Source organism: Pseudomonas sp. NPDC012596, from assembly GCF_042902325.1.
In the GTDB taxonomy this organism is placed as follows: Bacteria; Pseudomonadota; Gammaproteobacteria; order Pseudomonadales; family Pseudomonadaceae; genus Aquipseudomonas.
In genome coordinates this window covers 111118-128917 of sequence record NZ_JBIBEB010000005.1, presented here as the reverse complement: position 1 = coordinate 128917, position 17800 = coordinate 111118, and the positions used below count along the sequence as shown (strand labels likewise).

The following is a 17800-nucleotide window of genomic DNA, read 5'->3' as shown; positions in this document are numbered from 1 at the left end:
GGTGTTGCGTGCAGGTGCAAGTTGCCCATGCACAGGATGTGCTGGTTTTCGGATAGGGGTCAGGCCAGTGTTGCCATGCCGGAGTACCGATCCGGGCCAGCAGAATCGATTATAGCAACCGATAAAAAGCCAAACAGTCTTATTTACCCAACCCTGACGTGTAATGTCAAAGTTTGCGACTTTGGTCGGCGGTGTATTCTTTTGAACAGACCTGGCGGCGGAAGTTCGCTGCGGTAAAGAGGCCGGGCGTACAAATAAAACGGCCTCGCACGAAGGCGAGGCCGTTGCCTGGGGACTTCTACGGTGGGTACCTGACCAGTCTCTCCAAAGAAGCCACAAGTGGCAGGAGAAAGGTATAAGCAAACGTGTCAGCGGTCAATTGCGATTATCGGCCGTTTGTTCGATAATCGCACGAAGCAGGGTTTTTTTTGAGGTGAGCGATGAGTGACGAAATCCCGGGCAACGAATCTGCCAGCCCAGAGTCGGCACGCCCGACGACACCGGCAATGGCGCCGCCCATCGTGGCTTCACCCGCCAAGCGCATACAGGCTTTTACCGGCGATCCAGACTTCATGACGTCGCTGGCGCGGGGGCTTGCCGTAATCCAGGCATTCCAGGAGCGCAAGCGCCACCTGACCATCGCGCAGATCAGCCACCGCACCGAGATCCCGCGGGCGGCCGTGCGCCGTTGCCTGCATACGCTGATCAAGCTGGGCTACGCCACCACCGACGGGCGCACGTATTCGTTGCTGCCCAAGGTACTGACCCTTGGCCATGCCTACCTTTCGTCGACGCCGCTGGCGGTATCTGCCCAGCCTTACCTGGACCGTATCAGCGACCAGTTGCACGAGGCCGCCAACATGGCCACCCTCGAAGGCGACGACATCCTTTATATAGCCCGTTCGGCCACTGTCGAACGGCTGATATCGGTGGACCTTTCGGTTGGCGGGCGGTTACCGGCCTACTGCACGTCGATGGGGCGCATTCTGCTGGCGGCAATGGACGACACCAGCTTGCGCGAATACCTTGATCGCGCCGACCTCAAGGCCCGTACAAGCCGTACCTTGCATGATGCCGAGTCGTTGTTCGCGTGCATCCAGCAGGTACGCGCTCAAGGTTGGTGTGTTGTCGATCAGGAGCTGGAGCAGGGGCTGCGTTCGATCGCGGTGCCTATCTATGACGCCTCGGGGCAGGTGCTGGCGGCGCTGAATGTCAGTACCCATGTGGGGCGTGTCAGCCGCAGCGAGCTCGAGCAGCGGTTCCTGCCGATCCTGCTGGCATCCAGCCGTGATCTTTGCCATCAGCTGTTTGGTTGAACAAGCGGGCGCTGCTGTGCACCACTGTCGAGCACGGCTACCGTTTCCTGTTCGATAAACGCACAGTGTCGCTCCGGGTCAATTGCGCCCCCTTCATTCGCTGATTAATGTCTCTCGCAACGGTCGGCTTTGCCGACCGCACAAGAACAACATTAGAGGCGCACACCATGACCACTGTCACTTCGCGGCCGCACCCGCACGCAGTACCGTTGTATCCAGGCTGACTCAGGCCACACTTCATCGACGCTGAACCCTGTACTGGTTGCTCTCGTGCAGTGGCCCGACCGTGCCCCATTTCTGGATAACAACAATGAACAAACCACAATCCGTCGGGACCTGCCTCGACGTCCAGTCGTTCATCAATGACCAGCCGCTGTCGCGCTTTCAATGGCGCGTGGTGATTCTCTGCTTCCTGATCGTCTTCCTCGATGGCCTGGATACCGCCGCCATGGGCTTCATCGCCCCGGCCCTGTCGCAGGAGTGGGGGATCGACCGCGCCAGCCTCGGCCCGGTGATGAGTGCCGCCTTGATCGGCATGGTGTTCGGTGCCTTGGGTTCTGGCCCGCTGGCCGACCGTTTTGGCCGCAAGGGCGTGCTGGTCGGCGCGGTATTGGTGTTTGGCGGCTTCAGCCTGGCCTCGGCCTATGCCAGCAACGTCGACCAGTTGCTGGTACTGCGCTTTTTGACGGGCCTGGGGCTGGGCGCAGGGATGCCCAACGCCACCACGCTGCTCTCCGAATACACGCCAGAACGCCTCAAGTCGCTGCTCGTCACCAGCATGTTCTGTGGCTTCAACCTGGGCATGGCCGGTGGCGGGTTCATTTCCGCCAAGATGATCCCGGCCTACGGCTGGCATAGCCTGCTGGTGGTCGGCGGGGTGCTGCCGCTGTTGCTGGCGGTTGTGTTGCTGGTCTGGCTGCCAGAGTCGGCGCGCTTTCTGGTGGTGCGCAACCGCGGCACCGATAAGGTACGCAAGACCCTGGCGCCGATCGCCCCGGCCGTGGTGGCGCAGGCGGCCAGTTTCAGTGTGCCGGAACAGAAGGCGGTCGCTGCGCGCAACGTGTTCGCGGTGATCTTCTCCGGCACCTATGGCCTGGGCACGATGCTGCTGTGGCTGACCTATTTCATGGGCCTGGTAATCGTCTACCTGCTGACCAGCTGGCTGCCGACGCTGATGCGCGACAGCGGTGCGAGCATGGAGCAGGCCGCCTTCATCGGTGCGTTGTTCCAGTTCGGCGGGGTGCTCAGTGCCGTGGCGGTCGGTTGGGCCATGGACCGCTACAACCCGCACAAGGTCATTGGCATCTTTTACCTGTTGGCAGGCGTGTTTGCCTACGCGGTAGGGCAGAGCCTGGGCAACATCACCGTGCTCGCCACCCTGGTGCTGATTGCCGGGATGTGCGTGAACGGTGCGCAATCGGCCATGCCATCGCTGGCGGCGCGCTTCTATCCAACCCAAGGGCGCGCCACCGGCGTCTCCTGGATGCTCGGCATCGGCCGTTTCGGCGCGATTCTCGGTGCCTGGAGTGGTGCGACGCTGCTGGGCCTGGGCTGGAACTTCGAGCAGGTGCTGACGGCGTTGCTGGTACCGGCAGCCCTGGCGACCGTAGGCGTGATTGTCAAAGGCCTGGTAAGCCACGCGGACGCGACCTGATCGCACCTCCAGGGGCTGCGCTGCAGCCCGCTACGGAGATGGATAGCAAGGCAACATACAGTTCGATAATCGCACAAAGAGTCGATTATCGGATTGTAAGCGACCCACCACTCTCCTTAATCTGAGCGCAACGTAGCACCCTGACCAGGAGTCTCCTAATGGCTGCCATTCGGCCTATTCGCTTCGCCGACGATGTACAGACCAGCGCCGAGCCGACCGATGTCGAACTTGGCGCCCTGCGTGACCTCGAATCCCGTACCGCCGCAGCCCATGGCCAAGTGGCAGGAGAAGCATAATGCGCGACGTATTCATCTGTGACGCCATCCGCACCCCCATCGGCCGCTTCGGCGGCGCCCTCGCTGGCGTGCGTGCCGACGACCTGGCAGCAGTACCGCTCAAAGCGCTGATCGAGCGCAACCCAGGCGTGCAGTGGGACCAGCTCGACGAAGTGTTCTTCGGCTGCGCCAACCAGGCCGGCGAAGACAACCGCAACGTGGCACGCATGGCGTTGCTGTTGGCCGGCCTGCCCGAGAGCGTTCCGGGCGTGACCCTCAACCGCCTGTGCGCTTCGGGCATGGACGCCATCGGCACGGCATTCCGTGCCATCGCCAGTGGCGAGATGGAGCTGGCCATTGCTGGCGGCGTCGAGTCCATGTCACGTGCCCCGTTCGTCATGGGCAAGGCCGAAAGCGGCTACTCGCGCAACATGAAGCTCGAAGACACGACCATCGGCTGGCGCTTCATCAACCCGCTGATGAAGAGCCAGTACGGCGTGGACTCCATGCCCGAGACAGCCGACAACGTCGCTGACGACTATCAGGTGTCCCGTGCCGACCAGGATGCCTTCGCCGTGCGCAGCCAGCAGAAAGCAGCTGCAGCGCAGGCTGCCGGTTTCTTTGCCGAAGAGATCGTGCCGGTGCGTATCGCCCACAAGAAAGGCGAAACCATCGTCGAGCGCGATGAGCACTTGCGCCCGGAAACCACCCTTGAGGCACTGGCCAGGCTCAAGCCGGTCAATGGCCCGGACAAGACGGTTACTGCGGGCAACGCCTCGGGTGTCAACGATGGTGCTGCGGCGCTGATCCTGGCCTCGGCAGAAGCGGTCAAGCAGCACGGCCTGACCCCGCGTGCCCGCGTGCTGGGCATGGCCAGTGGCGGCGTGGCACCTCGGGTGATGGGCATCGGCCCGGTCCCGGCGGTACGCAAGCTGACCGAGCGCCTGGGCGTGGCGGTGAGCGATTTCGATGTCATCGAGCTTAACGAAGCCTTTGCCAGCCAAGGCCTGGCGGTACTGCGCGAGCTGGGTGTGGCCGATGATGCGCCGCAGGTGAACCCCAACGGCGGCGCGATCGCCCTGGGGCACCCGCTGGGCATGAGCGGTGCGCGCCTGGTGCTGACTGCGCTTCACCAGCTGGAAAAGAGCGGCGGGCGCAAAGGCCTGGCGACCATGTGTGTGGGTGTCGGCCAAGGTTTGGCGCTAGCCATCGAGCGAGTTTGACCAGTACCGGCCTCTTCGCGGTACAAGCCCGCCCCACAAGGGACCACGCCTCCTTTGTGGGGCGGGCTTGTCCCGCGAAGAGGCCGGCCCTATAAGACCCAAGGCTAATGGCCAGCCCCAAAGCGGAACGAGTGTGTTACTAGGTATGTCTAGACTTACCTAGGACCCTCCAGGAGTAAAATCGTCATGACCTCAGCCTATTACACCGGCGAAGAGCGCAGTAAGCGCATCTTCGCCATCGTCGGTGCCTCTTCAGGCAACCTGGTGGAATGGTTCGACTTCTACGTCTACGCCTTCTGTGCGATCTACTTCGCCCCGGCTTTCTTCCCCTCCGACGACCCGACCGTGCAGTTGCTCAATACCGCCGGCGTGTTCGCTGCGGGCTTTTTGATGCGCCCCATTGGTGGCTGGATCTTCGGCCGCCTGGCCGACCGTCATGGCCGCAAGAATTCCCTGATGATCTCGGTGCTGATGATGTGTTTCGGCTCCTTGATGATCGCCTGCCTGCCCACCTATGCCAGCATCGGCACCTGGGCCCCGGCACTGCTGTTGCTGGCCCGCCTGATCCAGGGCCTTTCGGTGGGTGGCGAGTACGGCACCACTGCTACCTACATGAGTGAAGTGGCGCTGCGCGGCCAGCGCGGTTTCTTCGCCTCGTTCCAGTACGTCACCCTGATTGGCGGCCAGTTGCTGGCAGTGCTGGTGGTGGTGATCCTGCAACAGCTGCTGACTGAAGACGAGCTGCGCGCCTGGGGCTGGCGCATCCCCTTCGTGGTCGGCGCCATTGCCGCCCTGATCTCGCTGATGCTGCGCCGTTCGCTGCACGAAACCAGCAGTGCCGAAACCCGCAACGACAAGGACGCAGGCTCGGTCAAAGGCCTGTTCCGCAACCATGCTGCAGCCTTCATCACCGTGCTCGGCTACACCGCAGGCGGCTCGCTGATCTTCTATACCTTCACCACCTACATGCAGAAGTACCTGGTGAACACGGCCGGCATGACCGCCAAGAACGCCAGCTATGTGATGACCGGTGCGCTGTTCCTGTTCATGGTGCTGCAGCCGTTTTTCGGCATGCTTTCGGACCGTATCGGCCGGCGTAATTCGATGCTGCTGTTCGGTGCCCTTGGTACGCTGTTCACCGTGCCGTTGCTGATGGCGTTGAAGACCGTCAGCAGCCCGTTCATGGCCTTCGTGCTGGTCAGCCTGGCGCTGTGCATCGTCAGTTTCTACACCTCGATCAGCGGCCTGGTGAAGGCCGAGATGTTCCCGCCACAGGTGCGGGCACTGGGTGTGGGCCTGGCCTATGCGGTAGCCAACGCGATGTTCGGCGGTTCGGCGGAATACGTAGCCCTGGGTCTGAAAACCCTGGGCATGGAAAACACCTTCTACTGGTACGTGACGGCGATGATGGCGATCGCGTTCCTGTTCAGCCTGCGCCTGCCGAAGCAGGCGGCGTACTTGCACCATGATGATTAAGGACGTGGCATGACCAACCAGCTGTTCGACGCCTACTTCACGGCCCCGGCCATGCGCGAGATTTTCTCTGACCGCGGCCGCCTGCAGGGCATGCTCGACTTCGAAGCCGCCCTGGCCCGCGCCGAGGCTGCCGCCGGGCTGGTGCCGCACAGCGCGGTCGCCGCCATTGAGGCTGGCTGCCAGGCCGAGCGCTATGACATGCGTGCGCTGGCCGATGCCATTGCCACCGCCGGCAACTCGGCGATCCCGATGGTCAAGGCGTTGGGCAAGGTGATAGCCAGCGGCGTGCCCGAGGCCGAGCGTTATGTGCACCTGGGTGCGACCAGCCAGGATGCGATGGATACCGGCCTGGTGCTGCAGTTGCGTGATGCCCTGGCGCTGATCGAGGGCGACCTTGCCACATTGGCCGAGACCTTGTCGCGCCAAGCCCTGCTGCATGCCGACACGCCGCTGGTGGGGCGCACCTGGCTGCAACACGCCACCCCGGTGACCCTGGGGATGAAGCTGGCGGGTGTGCTCGGCGCCTTGACGCGCCACCGTCAACGCCTTCAGGAGCTGCGCCCGCGTTTGCTGGTGCTGCAGTTTGGCGGTGCCTCCGGCAGCCTGGCGGCCCTGGGCAGCAAGGCGCTGCCGGTCGCCGAAGGCCTGGCCGAACAGCTCAAGCTGACCTTGCCCGAGCAACCCTGGCACACCCAGCGCGACCGCCTGGTGGAGTTCGCCTCGGTGCTGGGCCTTGTCGCTGGTAGCCTGGGCAAGTTCGGCCGCGACATCAGCCTGCTGATGCAGACCGAGGCAGGTGAAGTATTCGAGCCTTCCGCACCTGGCAAGGGCGGTTCATCGACCATGCCGCACAAGCGCAACCCGGTGGGTGCTGCGGTGCTGATTGGCGCCGCCACCCGTGTGCCGGGCCTGCTTTCGACGCTTTACAGTGCCATGCCCCAAGAGCACGAGCGCAGCCTCGGCCTGTGGCATGCCGAGTGGGAAACCCTGCCAGATATCTGCTGCCTGGTTTCAGGCGCCTTGCGCCAGGCCCAGGTGATTGCCGAGGGCATGGAAGTGAACGCCGAGCGTATGCGCCGCAACCTCGACCTGACCCAAGGCCTGGTGCTGGCCGAGGCGGTGAGCATCGTCCTGGCCCAGCGCCTTGGCCGCGACCGCGCCCACCACCTGCTGGAGCAATGCTGCCAGCGCGCCGTCGCCGAGCAGCGCCACTTGCGCGCCGTGCTGGGTGACGAGCCGCAGGTCACGGCCGAGCTGACCGAGCAAGAGCTCGACCGCCTGCTCGACCCTGCCCATTACCTCGGCCAGGCCCGCGTCTGGGTGGCGCGCGCCGTGGCTGAACATCAACGTTTCACTGCCTGAAGGAGACCGCTGTGGCGCAATTGCAACTGGCCGATGGCGTATTGAACTATCGACTCGATGGCCCGGACGATGCCCCGGTGCTGGTGCTGTCCAACTCGCTGGGTACCGACCTTGGCATGTGGGATAGCCAGATCCCGATGTGGAGCGAGCACTTCCGGGTGCTGCGTTACGACACCCGTGGGCACGGCGCTTCGCTGGTCACCCAGGGCCCTTACCGCATCGAACAGCTGGGCCGCGACGTACTGGCGTTGCTGGATGCGCTGGATATCCCCCACGCGCACTTCGTCGGCCTGTCGATGGGCGGCCTGATCGGCCAGTGGCTGGGCATCAATGCGGGCGATCGCCTGCACAGCCTGACGCTGTGCAACACCGCGGCGAAGATCGCCAATGACGAGGTGTGGAACACCCGTATCGACACCGTGCTCAAGGGTGGCCAGCAAGCCATGGCCGACCTGCGCGATGCCTCCATCGCCCGCTGGTTCACCCCCGCGTTTGCCGAGGCTCAGCCTGAGCAGGCGCAGCGCATCTGCCAGATGCTTGCGCAGACGTCCCCTGAAGGCTACGCCGGCAACTGCGCGGCCGTGCGCGATGCCGATTTCCGCGAGCAACTGGGCCGTGTCCAGGTGCCAACGCTGATCGTCGCCGGCAGCGAAGACGTGGTGACCACGCCGGAGCATGGTCGCTTCATGCAGGCCGCCATCATCGGTGCTACCTACGCCGAGTTCCCGGCCGCGCACCTGTCCAACGTCGAAATCGGCGAGGCGTTCAGCCGCCGCGTGCTCGACTTCCTGCTGGCTCGCTGAGGATTACGCCATGGATGAGAAACAACGTTACGACGCCGGTATGCAGGTACGCCGCGCGGTACTGGGCGATGCGCACGTGGACCGCAGCCTGGAGAAGCTCAATGACTTCAACGGCGAGTTCCAGGAGATGATCACCCGGCATGCCTGGGGCGATATCTGGACCCGCCCGGGCCTGCCGCGGCACACCCGTAGCCTGATCACCATCGCCATGCTGATCGGCATGAACCGCAACGATGAGCTCAAGCTGCATTTGCGCGCCGCCGCCAACAACGGCGTGACGCGTGACGAGATCAAGGAAGTGCTGATGCAAAGCGCGATCTATTGCGGCATTCCGGCGGCCAATGCCACGTTCCACCTGGCGGAGTCGGTGTGGGATGAGTTGGGGGTAGAGTCTCGCCAACACGATTGACTGCACCGGCCTCATCGCCGGCAAGCCGGCTCCCACAGGGATTGCAGCGCTGCCAACGATGAGGCCAGTGACGACTAGATGGCTGCCTTCTTCTGCCGCAGCGCCACCGGGCCGGCATTGGCCTCCACGGCGCGTTTCAGCTCCGGGCACAAGCCCAGCATGAATGCCGCTTCCGCCACCACGAACAGCGGGCCGATGATCAACCCGCTGATGTCGTCGACGAATGCCGGTTTGCGGCCTTCGTAATGATGCCCGACGAACTGGATGATCCAGCCCACCACGAACGCCCCAAGCCCGGCGCCGAGCCACAGCGCGGTGGTTTGCACCGCCAGCACCTGGCCAACCCACAGGCACAGGCCCAGCAGCAGGCCCATGACCAACCCGAAGCGTAAGTCCAGGCGCAGGTAGAACCACACCGCGGCCGCCGCCGCCAGCAGGGCAGGGGACAGCCACATGCCCGCCACCTCCCAGCCCGGGCGCGACAGCAAGACGGTCACCGCCACCACGATCAGCGGAATGCCGATGAAATGCGTGCCGATATTGCGCGGGTCGCGGTGGTAATTGGCGTATTGGCTCAGGTGTTCGACGAGGTTTCTCATTGTTGTTCCTCCCTGGTTTACCTGTTCAGTTGTGCTGGCTGTGCCGGCAGGCCCGCTCCCGCAGCGTGGGCGCGAAGAGGCCAATACTGATCAGAATAGCGCGTAGCTCACCATCATCATCCGTTCAGCGAATGGCAGCACTGCGCACTGGTGCATCCAGCCCAACCAGCGTCTCGATCATCGCCCTTGCGGCCGGTGACAGGCGGTAGCCGCTACGGCTGACCACACCGCAGCGGACACTCAGCACCTCCAGAGCCGGCGGCAGGTTGCGCCAGTGCAGGCGCACCAGGCGCCCTGCGGCCAGGTCGTCGGCCACGGCTTCTTCGCTGGCGGTGCCGATGGCATCGGTGGCTTGCACCACGCTGCGCAGCACCGCCAGGTGTTCGGTCTGCAGGTGTGGGGTGAAGTCGCTGCGCCCACTGAGGTTGGCCAGGCGCTTGCGTACCCCGGGGGCGAGCAGAGCGCTGGCCAGGGGGTAGGCGAACAGGTCGTTGGTCGACAAGCTGTCCTTGGCCAGCAGCGGGTGCCCGGGGCGGCAGAAGAACAGCCCCGGGCGCGGGCTGAGCGGTTCGGTGTGGAAGTTGGCGTCGGCTTCGAACGGGCGGATGTCATCGACAAAAAATTCGATCTGTTCACGGCGCAGCGCCTGGCCGAGGCGTTCGGCATTATCGACCAGCAGCGCGGTGCGGATGCCAGGGTGGGTGCCGATGAAGTGCCGCAACGCTTCAGGCACCAGGCGCACGGCCAGGGCCGGGCCGCTGCCGAAATGCAGTTCGCCGGCGTCGAGCTTGGTCATCTGCAGCACTTCGTTGCTCAACTGCGCGGCGCCCTGCACCAGGCGCCGGGCGTGTTGCAGCACCACCAGCCCTTCAGGCGTCGGTGGCAGTGCCTTGCTGGCGCGGTCGACCAACGGGCAGCCGAAAGTCTGCTCCAGGCCCTGGATAGCGCGGCTGAACGCGGGCTGAGTGATACCCATGGCTTCGGCGGCACGGACGAAACTGCGGTACTCGGTGAGGGCGATGAAGTAGCGCAGTTGGCGAAGGTCCATGTCGAGGCTCTGCGGCGGGATCGGACGTCGATTTAAGCTGTTACCGCATATGTCGTCAATGAAGGTTTGCGCAGGTTGTTATTCGATAAGGTTATTTAAGGCTTGCCCGCCTCTTTGCGGGCAAGCCCGCTTCCCCAGGGAATGCGCAGGCTTGGAGTGAGCGCAATCCCTGTAGGAGCGGGCTTGCCCGCGAAGAGGCCAGTGAAGTCACAGCAGATTCAGCGGATAACTCACAATCAACCGGTTCTCATCGAACGAGTTGGTGCTGAAGTCGCGGCGCATGGTCGAGTTGCGCCATTTCACCGATAAATCCTTGAACGAACCCGATTGCACCACATAGGCCAGCTCGGTCTCCCGCGCCCATTCCTTGCCATCGTCAACACCGCCCGCGGTGACATTGTCACCCTTGATGTAGCGGTTCATCAGCGTCAGCCCAGGGATACCGACACTGACGAAGTTGAAGTCGTGGCGCACCTGCCAAGAGCGTTCCTTGGCATTGTCGAAGCTCGAGTTGTAACTGTCGTTGGCCAAGGTGCCACCGCTGGTGCCGTTGACCCGCAGCCAGGCATCGTCGCCGCTGACTTTCTGCAAACCGACGTAGAAAGTGTTGCCTTTGTAGCGCGCCGAAAGCATCGCCGAAGCGGTGCGGTTGTCGAGTTGGCCGGCGCGTTCGGCGCCATCTTCCTTGCCGATGAAATACCCAAGGTTGGCGCCCAGTGTCCATTCGCCGAGTGGCTGGCTGTGCACCAGGTTGAGGTATTGCTGGCGGTAGATGTCCTTGAGCTGAGCATCCCACAAGCCGATCATGGTGCGCTTGTCGTTGAAGGTGTACTCACCGCCGCCGAAGTTGAAGCGGTCGGAGGTGAAGGCCGCACGGCCGTTGAGCGACATGTCGTCCATGCTGGCATCATTGCGCGGGCTGTTGCCGCGGAACTGGCCGGCGTACAGGGTGAGGCCGTCGATTTCCTTCGAGGTAAGCTGGCCGCCGCGGAAGGTCTGCGGCAGTGAGCGGCCGTCATCCGAGCGCAGGATCGGCAACACCGGCATCCATTCACCGACTTTCAATTCGGTTTGCGACAGCTTGGCTTTCAGTGCCACGCCCAGCCGGCCGAAGTCGTCGGCGGGGCGGCCATCGTCGTGTACCGGCAGCAGGTGGGTATTGGTGGTGCCTTTACCGCCATCGAGCTTGACCGAGTACAAACCCAGTACGTCCACGCCGAAACCCACGGTGCCCTGAGTGAAACCGGAGCGGGCATCGAGGATGAAGCTTTGCGTCCATTCTTCGCCTTTGGCCTGGGGGTGGGCCGGGTCGACGAAGTTGCGGTTGATGTAGAAGTTGCGCAGGTTGAGGCTGGCTTTGGCGTCCTCCATGAAACCGCCTTCGGCGGCAAACGCGGGGAACGTGCAGGACATGGCCAACAGGCCGGGCAGCAGCTGGCGTGCGGGGTGCGAAGTGCTCATCTGTCGTGGATCTCTTGTTTTTATTGGCGAACCGCTGTGCTGCAGGATGCGGCCTGCAGGGCGGTCTTTTTTGATGAACGTGGGCAACGTTGCTGGGTGCGATGGTGCGGGGAAGGGAAGGGGCGAGGCAATTCGTCGCACACGGTAGCGGGCGATAATCGAACGGAATGTTCCGGTTGGTTAATTATCTGTGGCGGCAACAAAAAGCCCACCGCGAGGGTGGGCTTGAGGTTGCAGCCGTTGGGTCAGCCCTTCGGTGTATTCACCGAGGCCTGCTGATTGGCCTGGCCGGTCCGCTCGTACCAGCCGCCCCCCAGCGCCTTGTACAAGTTGACCTCGCTGGTCAGCTGCGACAGGCGGTCGGTGATCAGTGCCTGCTGGGCGCTGAACAGGTTGCGCTGGGCGTCGAGGAAGGTCAGGTTGCTGTCGATGCCGATGCGGTAACGGCGTTCAGCCAGGCGGTAGTAGTCCTGGTTCGCTTGCACCAGGTCACGTTGCGCCTGCAACTGCTCTTCGAAGGTCTTGCGCGCCGCCAGGCCATCGGAGACTTCCTGGAAGGCGGTCTGGATGGTCTTTTCGTACTTGGCGACGTTGATGTCCTTCTGGATCTTCGAATAGTCCAGGCTGGCCTTCAGGCTGCCGGCGTTGAAGATCGGCAGGTTGATCTGGGGCTGGAACAGCCAGGTACCCGAACCGCCCTTGAACAGCCCGTCCATGTCCGGGCTCAGGGTACCCGCGTTGGCGGTCAGGCTGATGCTCGGGAAGAACGCAGCACGCGCAGCGCCAATGTTGGCATTGGCAGCTTTCAGCAGGTGCTCGGCTTCCTGAATGTCCGGGCGCCGGGTCAGCAGGTCGGAGGGCAGGCCCGCCGGAACCTCGGCCAACTGGTCGGCATCGAGTTTCAGCGGGGCCGGCAGGTTGGCCGGTACGCCGGTGCCGAGCAGCACGGCCAGGCTGTTGACGTCCTGGGCGACCAGGCGCTGGTACTGCGAGTACTTGACCCGCGCGCCTTCCACGGCGGTGCGTGCCTGGCTCAGGTCCAGCGCCGACGCCACACCTACCTCGTTGCTGCGGCGGGTGAGGTTGTAGCTTTCCTCGTAGGTCTTGAGGGTATCTTCGGTCAGCTTGAACAGCGCCTGGTCGGCCTGCCAGGTGTAGTAGGCGTTGGCCACGCTGGCCACCAGGGCGATCTGCGTGGAACGGCGCGCCTGCTCACTGGACAGGTAAGTCTCCAGGGCCTGCTCGGTCAGGCTGCGTACGCGGCCGAACAGGTCCAGCTCATAGGCGCTGACGCCCAGGGTGGCCGAATACTGGCTGGTGATGTTGGATTCGCCGGTGGTCGACATGTTGGCCGGGACGCGCTGGCGGCTGCCGCTGCCAGTGGCCGACACCGCCGGGAACAGGTCGGCACGCTGGATGCGGTACTGGGCGCGGTAGGCGTCCAGGTTCAGCGCCGCGACGCGCAGGTCGCGGTTGTTCACCAGCGAGGTCTGGATCAGTTGCTGCAGTGCCGGGTCCTGGAAGAACTGGCGCCAGCCTTGTTCAGCGGCGGCCACGTCGGCCGACTGGGTCGGCGAGTACGCAGGGCCTTGCGGCCACTGCTGGGCCACCGGGGTTTCCGGGGTCTGGTAATCAGGGATCAGCGAGCAGCCGCCAAGGATCAAAGCGGTTACCGCCAGGGACAACAAAGACTTGGTCATTGCCCAGCCTCATAACGTGGAGTTTCAGGGGTGGCATCTTTTTTCGGCTCTTTGCTGCCGAACAGCGACGACACTGCGACGAAGAATAGCGGTACCCAGAAAATTGCCAGGATGGTTGCACTGATCATGCCGCCGATCACGCCGGTGCCGATGGCGTGCTGGCTGCCCGCGCCGGCGCCGCTGGCGATAGTCAACGGTACCACGCCGAGGATGAACGCCAGCGAGGTCATGATGATCGGGCGCAGACGCATGCGGCACGCCTCGATCGCCGCGTCGTACAGGCTACGGCCCTGCTCATGCAGTTCCTTGGCGAATTCGACGATCAGGATCGCGTTCTTCGCCGCCAGGCCAATAGTGGTCAACAGGCCGACCAGGAAGTAGGTGTCGTTGGACAACCCGCGCAGGCTGGTAGCGATCAGCGCACCGATGATACCCAGCGGTACTACCAGCACGACGGCGATCGGGATCGACCAGCTTTCATACAGTGCTGCCAGGCAGAGGAACACGAACAGTACCGAGAGGGCGAACAGCGCCGGCATTTGCGAGCCGGAGAGTTTTTCCTCGTAGGACATGCCGGTCCAGGAGAAGCCGATACCGTCCGGCAACTCGCCAGCGATACGCTCCACCTCGGCCATGGCATCACCGGTACTGTAGCCCGGGGCCGGTGCACCAAGGATTTCCATCGCCTCGACGCCGTTGTAACGGGACAGTTTGGGCGAACCGTAGGTCCACTCGCCTTTGGCAAACGAGGAGAACGGCACCATCTCGCCTGCGCCGTTGCGCACGTACCACTTCTGCAGGTCTTCGGGGCTCATCCGGGCGTTTGGTTCACCCTGGATGTATACCTTCTTGACCCGGCCGCGGTCGATGAAGTCGTTGACGTAGCTGGCACCCAGGGCAATCGACAGGGTGTTGTTGATGTCGGCGATGGTCACGCCCAAGGCGCTGGCACGTTCGTCATCGATGGTCAGCTGGTACTGCGGTTCATCGTTCAGGCCGTTCGGGCGCACGGCACTGAGCACCTTGCTTTGTGCCGCTTTGGCCAGGAACTGGTTGCGTGCTTCCATGAGTTTGGCATGGCCGACACCGCCGCGGTCCTGCAGGAACACGTCGAAGCCGGTGGCGTTACCCAGTTCGAGTACCGCAGGCGGTGCGAAGGCGAACACCATCGCGTCGCGGAAGGTAAAGAAGTGCTGCTGGGCGCGCTCGGCCAGGGCGAACACACTGTTCTCCTTGGAGCGTTCGTCCCACGGTTTGAGCATGATGAACGCCATACCGGAGCTCTGGCCGCGGCCGGCGAAGTTGAAGCCGTTGACGGTGAACACCGACGACACGGTGTCTGCTTCTTCTTTGAGCAGGTACTCACGCATCTGGTCGACCACCACCTGAGTGCGCTCGGCACTGGAGCCTGCCGGGGTTTGCACCTGGGCGAACAGTACGCCTTGGTCTTCCTCAGGCAGGAACGCCGTTGGAATACGAGCGAACAGCCAGATCATGCCGACCACGATCAGGGCGTAGGCGAGCAGGAACGGCACCTTGTTGCGCAAGATGGTCCCGACGCTACGCTCGTAGCCGTTTACGCTGCGGTCGAAGTTGCGGTTGAACCAGCCGAAGAAACCACCCTTGGCCTCATGGTGCTCGCCCTTCTTCAGTGGCTTGAGCATGGTGGCGCACAGTGCCGGGGTGAAGATCAGCGCCACCAGCACCGACAGGCCCATGGCCGAGACGATGGTGATGGAGAACTGACGGTAGATCACACCCGTGGAGCCGCCGAAGAAGGCCATTGGCAGCAGTACCGCCGACAGCACCAGGGCGATACCCACCAGGGCACCCTGGATCTGCTCCATGGAGCGCTTGGTCGCCTCCTTGGGCGGCAAGCCTTCCTCGGACATCACCCGTTCGACGTTTTCCACCACGACGATGGCGTCGTCCACCAGCAAGCCGATGGCCAGGACCATGGCGAACATGGTCAGGGTGTTGATGCTGAAGCCCGCGGCGGCGAGGATGCCGAAGGTACCCAGCAGTACCACCGGTACGGTCATGGTGGTAATGATGGTGGCGCGGAAGTTCTGCAGGAACAGGTACATCACCAGGAACACCAGGACCACGGCTTCGATCAGGGTGTGGATTACCCCGCTGATCGATTCGGTGACCACCGGCGTGGTGTCATACGGGAACACCGCTTTTACCCCAGGCGGGAAGAACGGTTCCAGGTCGCTGATGGTCTGACGCAGTGCCTTGGCGGTGTCCAGGGCGTTGGCGCCGGTCGCCAGCTTGACCGCCAGGCCCGAGGCCGGCTTGCCGTTGAACTGGGCGCTGATGGCGTAGTTCTCACCGCCCAGGCCGACCTGGGCGACATCACCCAGTCGTACCTGTGAACCGTCCGTGTTGACCTTGAGCAGAATTTTCTCGAACTGCTCAGCGGTCTGCAGGCGGGTCTTGCCGATGATGGTCGCGTTGAGCTGGGTACCCGGCAGGGCAGGCAGGCCGCCGAGCTGGCCGGACGATACCTGCACGTTCTGCGCGGCGACCGCGGTCTTGACGTCGACCGGCGTCAGCTGGAACTTGTTCAGCTTGGCCGGATCCAGCCAGATACGCATGGCGTACTGCGCACCGAACACCTGGAAGTCACCTACACCGGCGGTCCGCGAGATCGGGTCCTGCATGTTGGAGACGATGTAGTTTGCCAAGTCGTCCTTGGTCATGCTGCCGTCTTCGGACACCAGGCCGATCACCAGCAGGAAGTTCTTCACTGCCTTGGTGACGCGGATACCTTGCTGCTGCACCTCTTGCGGCAGCAGCGGGGTGGCCAGGTTCAGCTTGTTCTGCACCTGTACCTGCGCGGTGTCGGCATTGGTACCTTGCTCGAAGGTGGCCGTGATGGTCATGCTGCCGTCGGAGTTACTCTCCGAAGACACATAGCGCAGGTTGTCGATACCGTTGAGCTGCTGCTCGATCACCTGCACAACGGTGTCCTGCACGGTCTGCGCCGAAGCGCCCGGGTAGGTCACGGCGATGGCGATGGCCGGCGGCGCGATGCTTGGGTACTGGTTGATCGGCAGCTTCAGGATCGACAAGGCGCCGACCAGCATGATCACCAAGGCGATCACCCAGGCGAAGATCGGGCGATCGATAAAGAACTTCGACATGGTTTACTCCGCTTTGGCGTCTGCTTTGGCCGCGTTGGCCTGATCAGGGCTGCCTGGCTTCTTGACGTTGGTGGCATCGCTGACCTTGACCTCGACGCCAGGGCGCACGTACTGCAGGCCTTCGGTGATCAGGCGGTCGCCCGGGTTCAAGCCTTCCTCGATCAGCCAGTCGCTGCCCAGGGTGCGGCTGGCCTTGAGCTGGCGCAGTTCGACCTTGTTCTCCTGGTTGACCACCAGCGCGGTCGGTGCACCCTTGAGGTCACGGGTAACGCCTTGCTGCGGGGCCAGGATAGCTTGGCTGTTGACCCCGGCCTTGAGCCGCGCATGCACGAACATGCCTGGCAGCAGGGTGTGGTCCGGGTTGGGGAAGATGGCGCGCAGCGTCACCGAACCGGTGGTCTCGTCGACCGCGACTTCGGAGAACTCCAGGCGACCTTCCTGCTTGAACAGGCTGCCGTCTTCCAGCACCAGCTGAACCGATGCGGTATTGGCGCCGGACTTCTGCAGTTGGCCGCTTTCCAGCTCACGGCGCAGCTTGAGCAGCTCGGCGGTGGACTGCGTGACGTCGACGTAGATCGGGTCGAGCTGCTGGATGGTGGCCATGGCGTTGGTCTGGCCATTGCTCACCAGCGCGCCTTCGGTGAACGACGAGCGACCGATGCGACCGCTGATCGGCGCCAGCACCTTGGTGTAGCGCAGGTCGATCTGGGCGCTTTTGAGCGACGCATCGGCCTGCAATCGTTTGGCATTGGCGTCGTCGTATTCCTGCTTGGACACCGCCTGTTCGTCGATCAGCTGCTTGTAGCGCTCGGCCAGCGAGCGGGTAGCTTGCAGGTTAGCCTGGGCGTTGGCCAGGTTGGCCTCGTACACGGCAGGGTCGATCTGGTACAGCTGCTGGCCTTCTTTGACCTCGCTGCCTTCCTTGAACAGGCGCTTGAGGATGATGCCATTGACCTGTGGGCGGACTTCAGCGACGCGGAATGCGCTGGTGCGCCCCGGCAGTTCCGAGGTCAAGGTGAAGGCTTGGGGCTGGATGGTCACTACGCCGACCTGAGGAGCCTGTGCTGCGGGCGCGGCTTCTTCTTTCTTGCAGCCACTGAGCAGGGTTGCCAGGGCGACGGCGGAAACCAGAGCGGTAACGGCTGGCTTGAATTGCATGAGGATCCTCGGATCGCTAGAGCTGGGAGATGCTCAAGGGTAATGGAAGAGTCTTGACGGAAAAAATGCTACCAGGTGGATAAATAGCTTACTAACGAATATACTTACATTCATGGTTGTTTGTAAATACCGTTGGGTGGTACTTGGCTACTACCCCAGCCCTTTTA

Annotated in this window: 13 protein-coding genes and 1 pseudogene; 8 read left to right on the top strand and 6 right to left on the bottom strand. The window is 63.2% G+C overall.

Translation table 11 applies throughout. The features are described 5' to 3' along the window. The first annotated feature begins 440 nt into the window (after window positions 1-440). From pcaR to pcaC, 8 genes and pseudogenes are all read left to right on the top strand, one after another. Window positions 441-1316: a pca regulon transcriptional regulator PcaR gene (pcaR, locus tag ACFY68_RS08430; RefSeq protein ID WP_387525556.1), complete on the top strand. Its 876-nt coding sequence runs from the start codon at window positions 441-443 to the stop codon at window positions 1314-1316. A 310-nt stretch (window positions 1317-1626) separates the two neighbouring features. Next, complete coding sequence (locus tag ACFY68_RS08425; RefSeq protein WP_346614529.1) at window positions 1627-2970, top strand: MFS transporter; 1344 nt, start codon at window positions 1627-1629, stop codon at window positions 2968-2970. A 170-nt stretch (window positions 2971-3140) separates the two neighbouring features. Further along, window positions 3141-3266 (top strand): annotated as a pseudogene (locus ACFY68_RS08420) (CoA-transferase subunit beta); the annotation flags it as partial. Next, window positions 3263-4468, top strand: coding sequence for a 3-oxoadipyl-CoA thiolase (gene pcaF / locus ACFY68_RS08415; protein ID WP_346614568.1), 1206 nt, complete (start codon window positions 3263-3265; stop codon window positions 4466-4468). The pseudogene ACFY68_RS08420 and the gene pcaF, both read left to right, overlap by 4 nt. Before the next feature lie 186 nt (window positions 4469-4654). Continuing rightward, window positions 4655-5944: an MFS family transporter gene (locus ACFY68_RS08410; protein WP_387525553.1), complete on the top strand. Its 1290-nt coding sequence runs from the start codon at window positions 4655-4657 to the stop codon at window positions 5942-5944. A gap of 9 nt (window positions 5945-5953) precedes the next feature. Further along, the gene (locus ACFY68_RS08405) at window positions 5954-7306 is read left to right on the top strand and encodes a 3-carboxy-cis,cis-muconate cycloisomerase (RefSeq protein WP_387525550.1); all 1353 of its coding nucleotides are present in this window, start codon (window positions 5954-5956) and stop codon (window positions 7304-7306) included. Between the two features lie 11 nt (window positions 7307-7317). Continuing rightward, window positions 7318-8109, top strand: coding sequence for a 3-oxoadipate enol-lactonase (gene pcaD, locus ACFY68_RS08400; RefSeq protein ID WP_387525547.1), 792 nt, complete (start codon window positions 7318-7320; stop codon window positions 8107-8109). 10 nt (window positions 8110-8119) lie between these two features. Next, window positions 8120-8518: a 4-carboxymuconolactone decarboxylase gene (gene pcaC / locus ACFY68_RS08395; RefSeq protein ID WP_346614525.1), complete on the top strand. Its 399-nt coding sequence runs from the start codon at window positions 8120-8122 to the stop codon at window positions 8516-8518. A gap of 74 nt (window positions 8519-8592) precedes the next feature. Here pcaC and ACFY68_RS08390 read toward each other — a convergent pair whose 3' ends face one another. The 6 genes from ACFY68_RS08390 to ttgA all read right to left on the bottom strand — a co-directional run bounded on the left by ACFY68_RS08390 (window position 8593) and on the right by ttgA (window position 17633). Continuing rightward, entirely contained in the window at window positions 8593-9117 is a 525-nt protein-coding gene (locus tag ACFY68_RS08390) for a DUF962 domain-containing protein (RefSeq protein WP_387525544.1), read from the bottom strand. Between the two features lie 124 nt (window positions 9118-9241). Next, window positions 9242-10165, bottom strand: a complete 924-nt coding sequence (locus ACFY68_RS08385) for a LysR family transcriptional regulator (protein WP_346614523.1) — start codon at window positions 10163-10165, stop codon at window positions 9242-9244. 207 nt (window positions 10166-10372) lie between these two features. Then, complete coding sequence (locus ACFY68_RS08380; protein WP_387525541.1) at window positions 10373-11626, bottom strand: OprD family porin; 1254 nt, start codon at window positions 11624-11626, stop codon at window positions 10373-10375. A 245-nt stretch (window positions 11627-11871) separates the two neighbouring features. Continuing rightward, a complete protein-coding gene (locus tag ACFY68_RS08375; protein WP_387525538.1) occupies window positions 11872-13326 on the bottom strand; it encodes an AdeC/AdeK/OprM family multidrug efflux complex outer membrane factor in 1455 nt (484 codons plus the stop codon). Continuing rightward, complete coding sequence (ttgB, locus tag ACFY68_RS08370) at window positions 13323-16475, bottom strand: multidrug efflux RND transporter permease subunit TtgB (protein ID WP_387525535.1); 3153 nt, start codon at window positions 16473-16475, stop codon at window positions 13323-13325. Before ttgB ends, ACFY68_RS08375 begins: the two co-directional genes overlap by 4 nt. A gap of 3 nt (window positions 16476-16478) precedes the next feature. Continuing rightward, a complete protein-coding gene (ttgA, locus tag ACFY68_RS08365) occupies window positions 16479-17633 on the bottom strand; it encodes a toluene efflux RND transporter periplasmic adaptor subunit TtgA (protein ID WP_387525532.1) in 1155 nt (384 codons plus the stop codon). Window positions 17634-17800: the final 167 nt, after the last annotated feature.

Bases quoted from the DNA above. Each gene is read 5' to 3' on its own strand.
- ACFY68_RS08380 (WP_387525541.1), bottom strand. From the start codon at position 11,626: ATGAGCACTTCGCACCCCGCACGCCAGCTGCTGCCCGGCCTGTTGGCC.
- ACFY68_RS08385 (WP_346614523.1), bottom strand. From the start codon at position 10,165: ATGGACCTTCGCCAACTGCGCTACTTCATCGCCCTCACCGAGTACCGC.
- ACFY68_RS08390 (WP_387525544.1), bottom strand. From the start codon at position 9,117: ATGAGAAACCTCGTCGAACACCTGAGCCAATACGCCAATTACCACCGC.
- ACFY68_RS08410 (WP_387525553.1), top strand. From the start codon at position 4,655: ATGACCTCAGCCTATTACACCGGCGAAGAGCGCAGTAAGCGCATCTTC.
- ttgB (WP_387525535.1), bottom strand. From the start codon at position 16,475: ATGTCGAAGTTCTTTATCGATCGCCCGATCTTCGCCTGGGTGATCGCC.
- ACFY68_RS08375 (WP_387525538.1), bottom strand. From the start codon at position 13,326: ATGACCAAGTCTTTGTTGTCCCTGGCGGTAACCGCTTTGATCCTTGGC.
- pcaC (WP_346614525.1), top strand. From the start codon at position 8,120: ATGGATGAGAAACAACGTTACGACGCCGGTATGCAGGTACGCCGCGCG.
- ACFY68_RS08425 (WP_346614529.1), top strand. From the start codon at position 1,627: ATGAACAAACCACAATCCGTCGGGACCTGCCTCGACGTCCAGTCGTTC.
- pcaR (WP_387525556.1), top strand. From the start codon at position 441: ATGAGTGACGAAATCCCGGGCAACGAATCTGCCAGCCCAGAGTCGGCA.
- ttgA (WP_387525532.1), bottom strand. From the start codon at position 17,633: ATGCAATTCAAGCCAGCCGTTACCGCTCTGGTTTCCGCCGTCGCCCTG.
- ACFY68_RS08405 (WP_387525550.1), top strand. From the start codon at position 5,954: ATGACCAACCAGCTGTTCGACGCCTACTTCACGGCCCCGGCCATGCGC.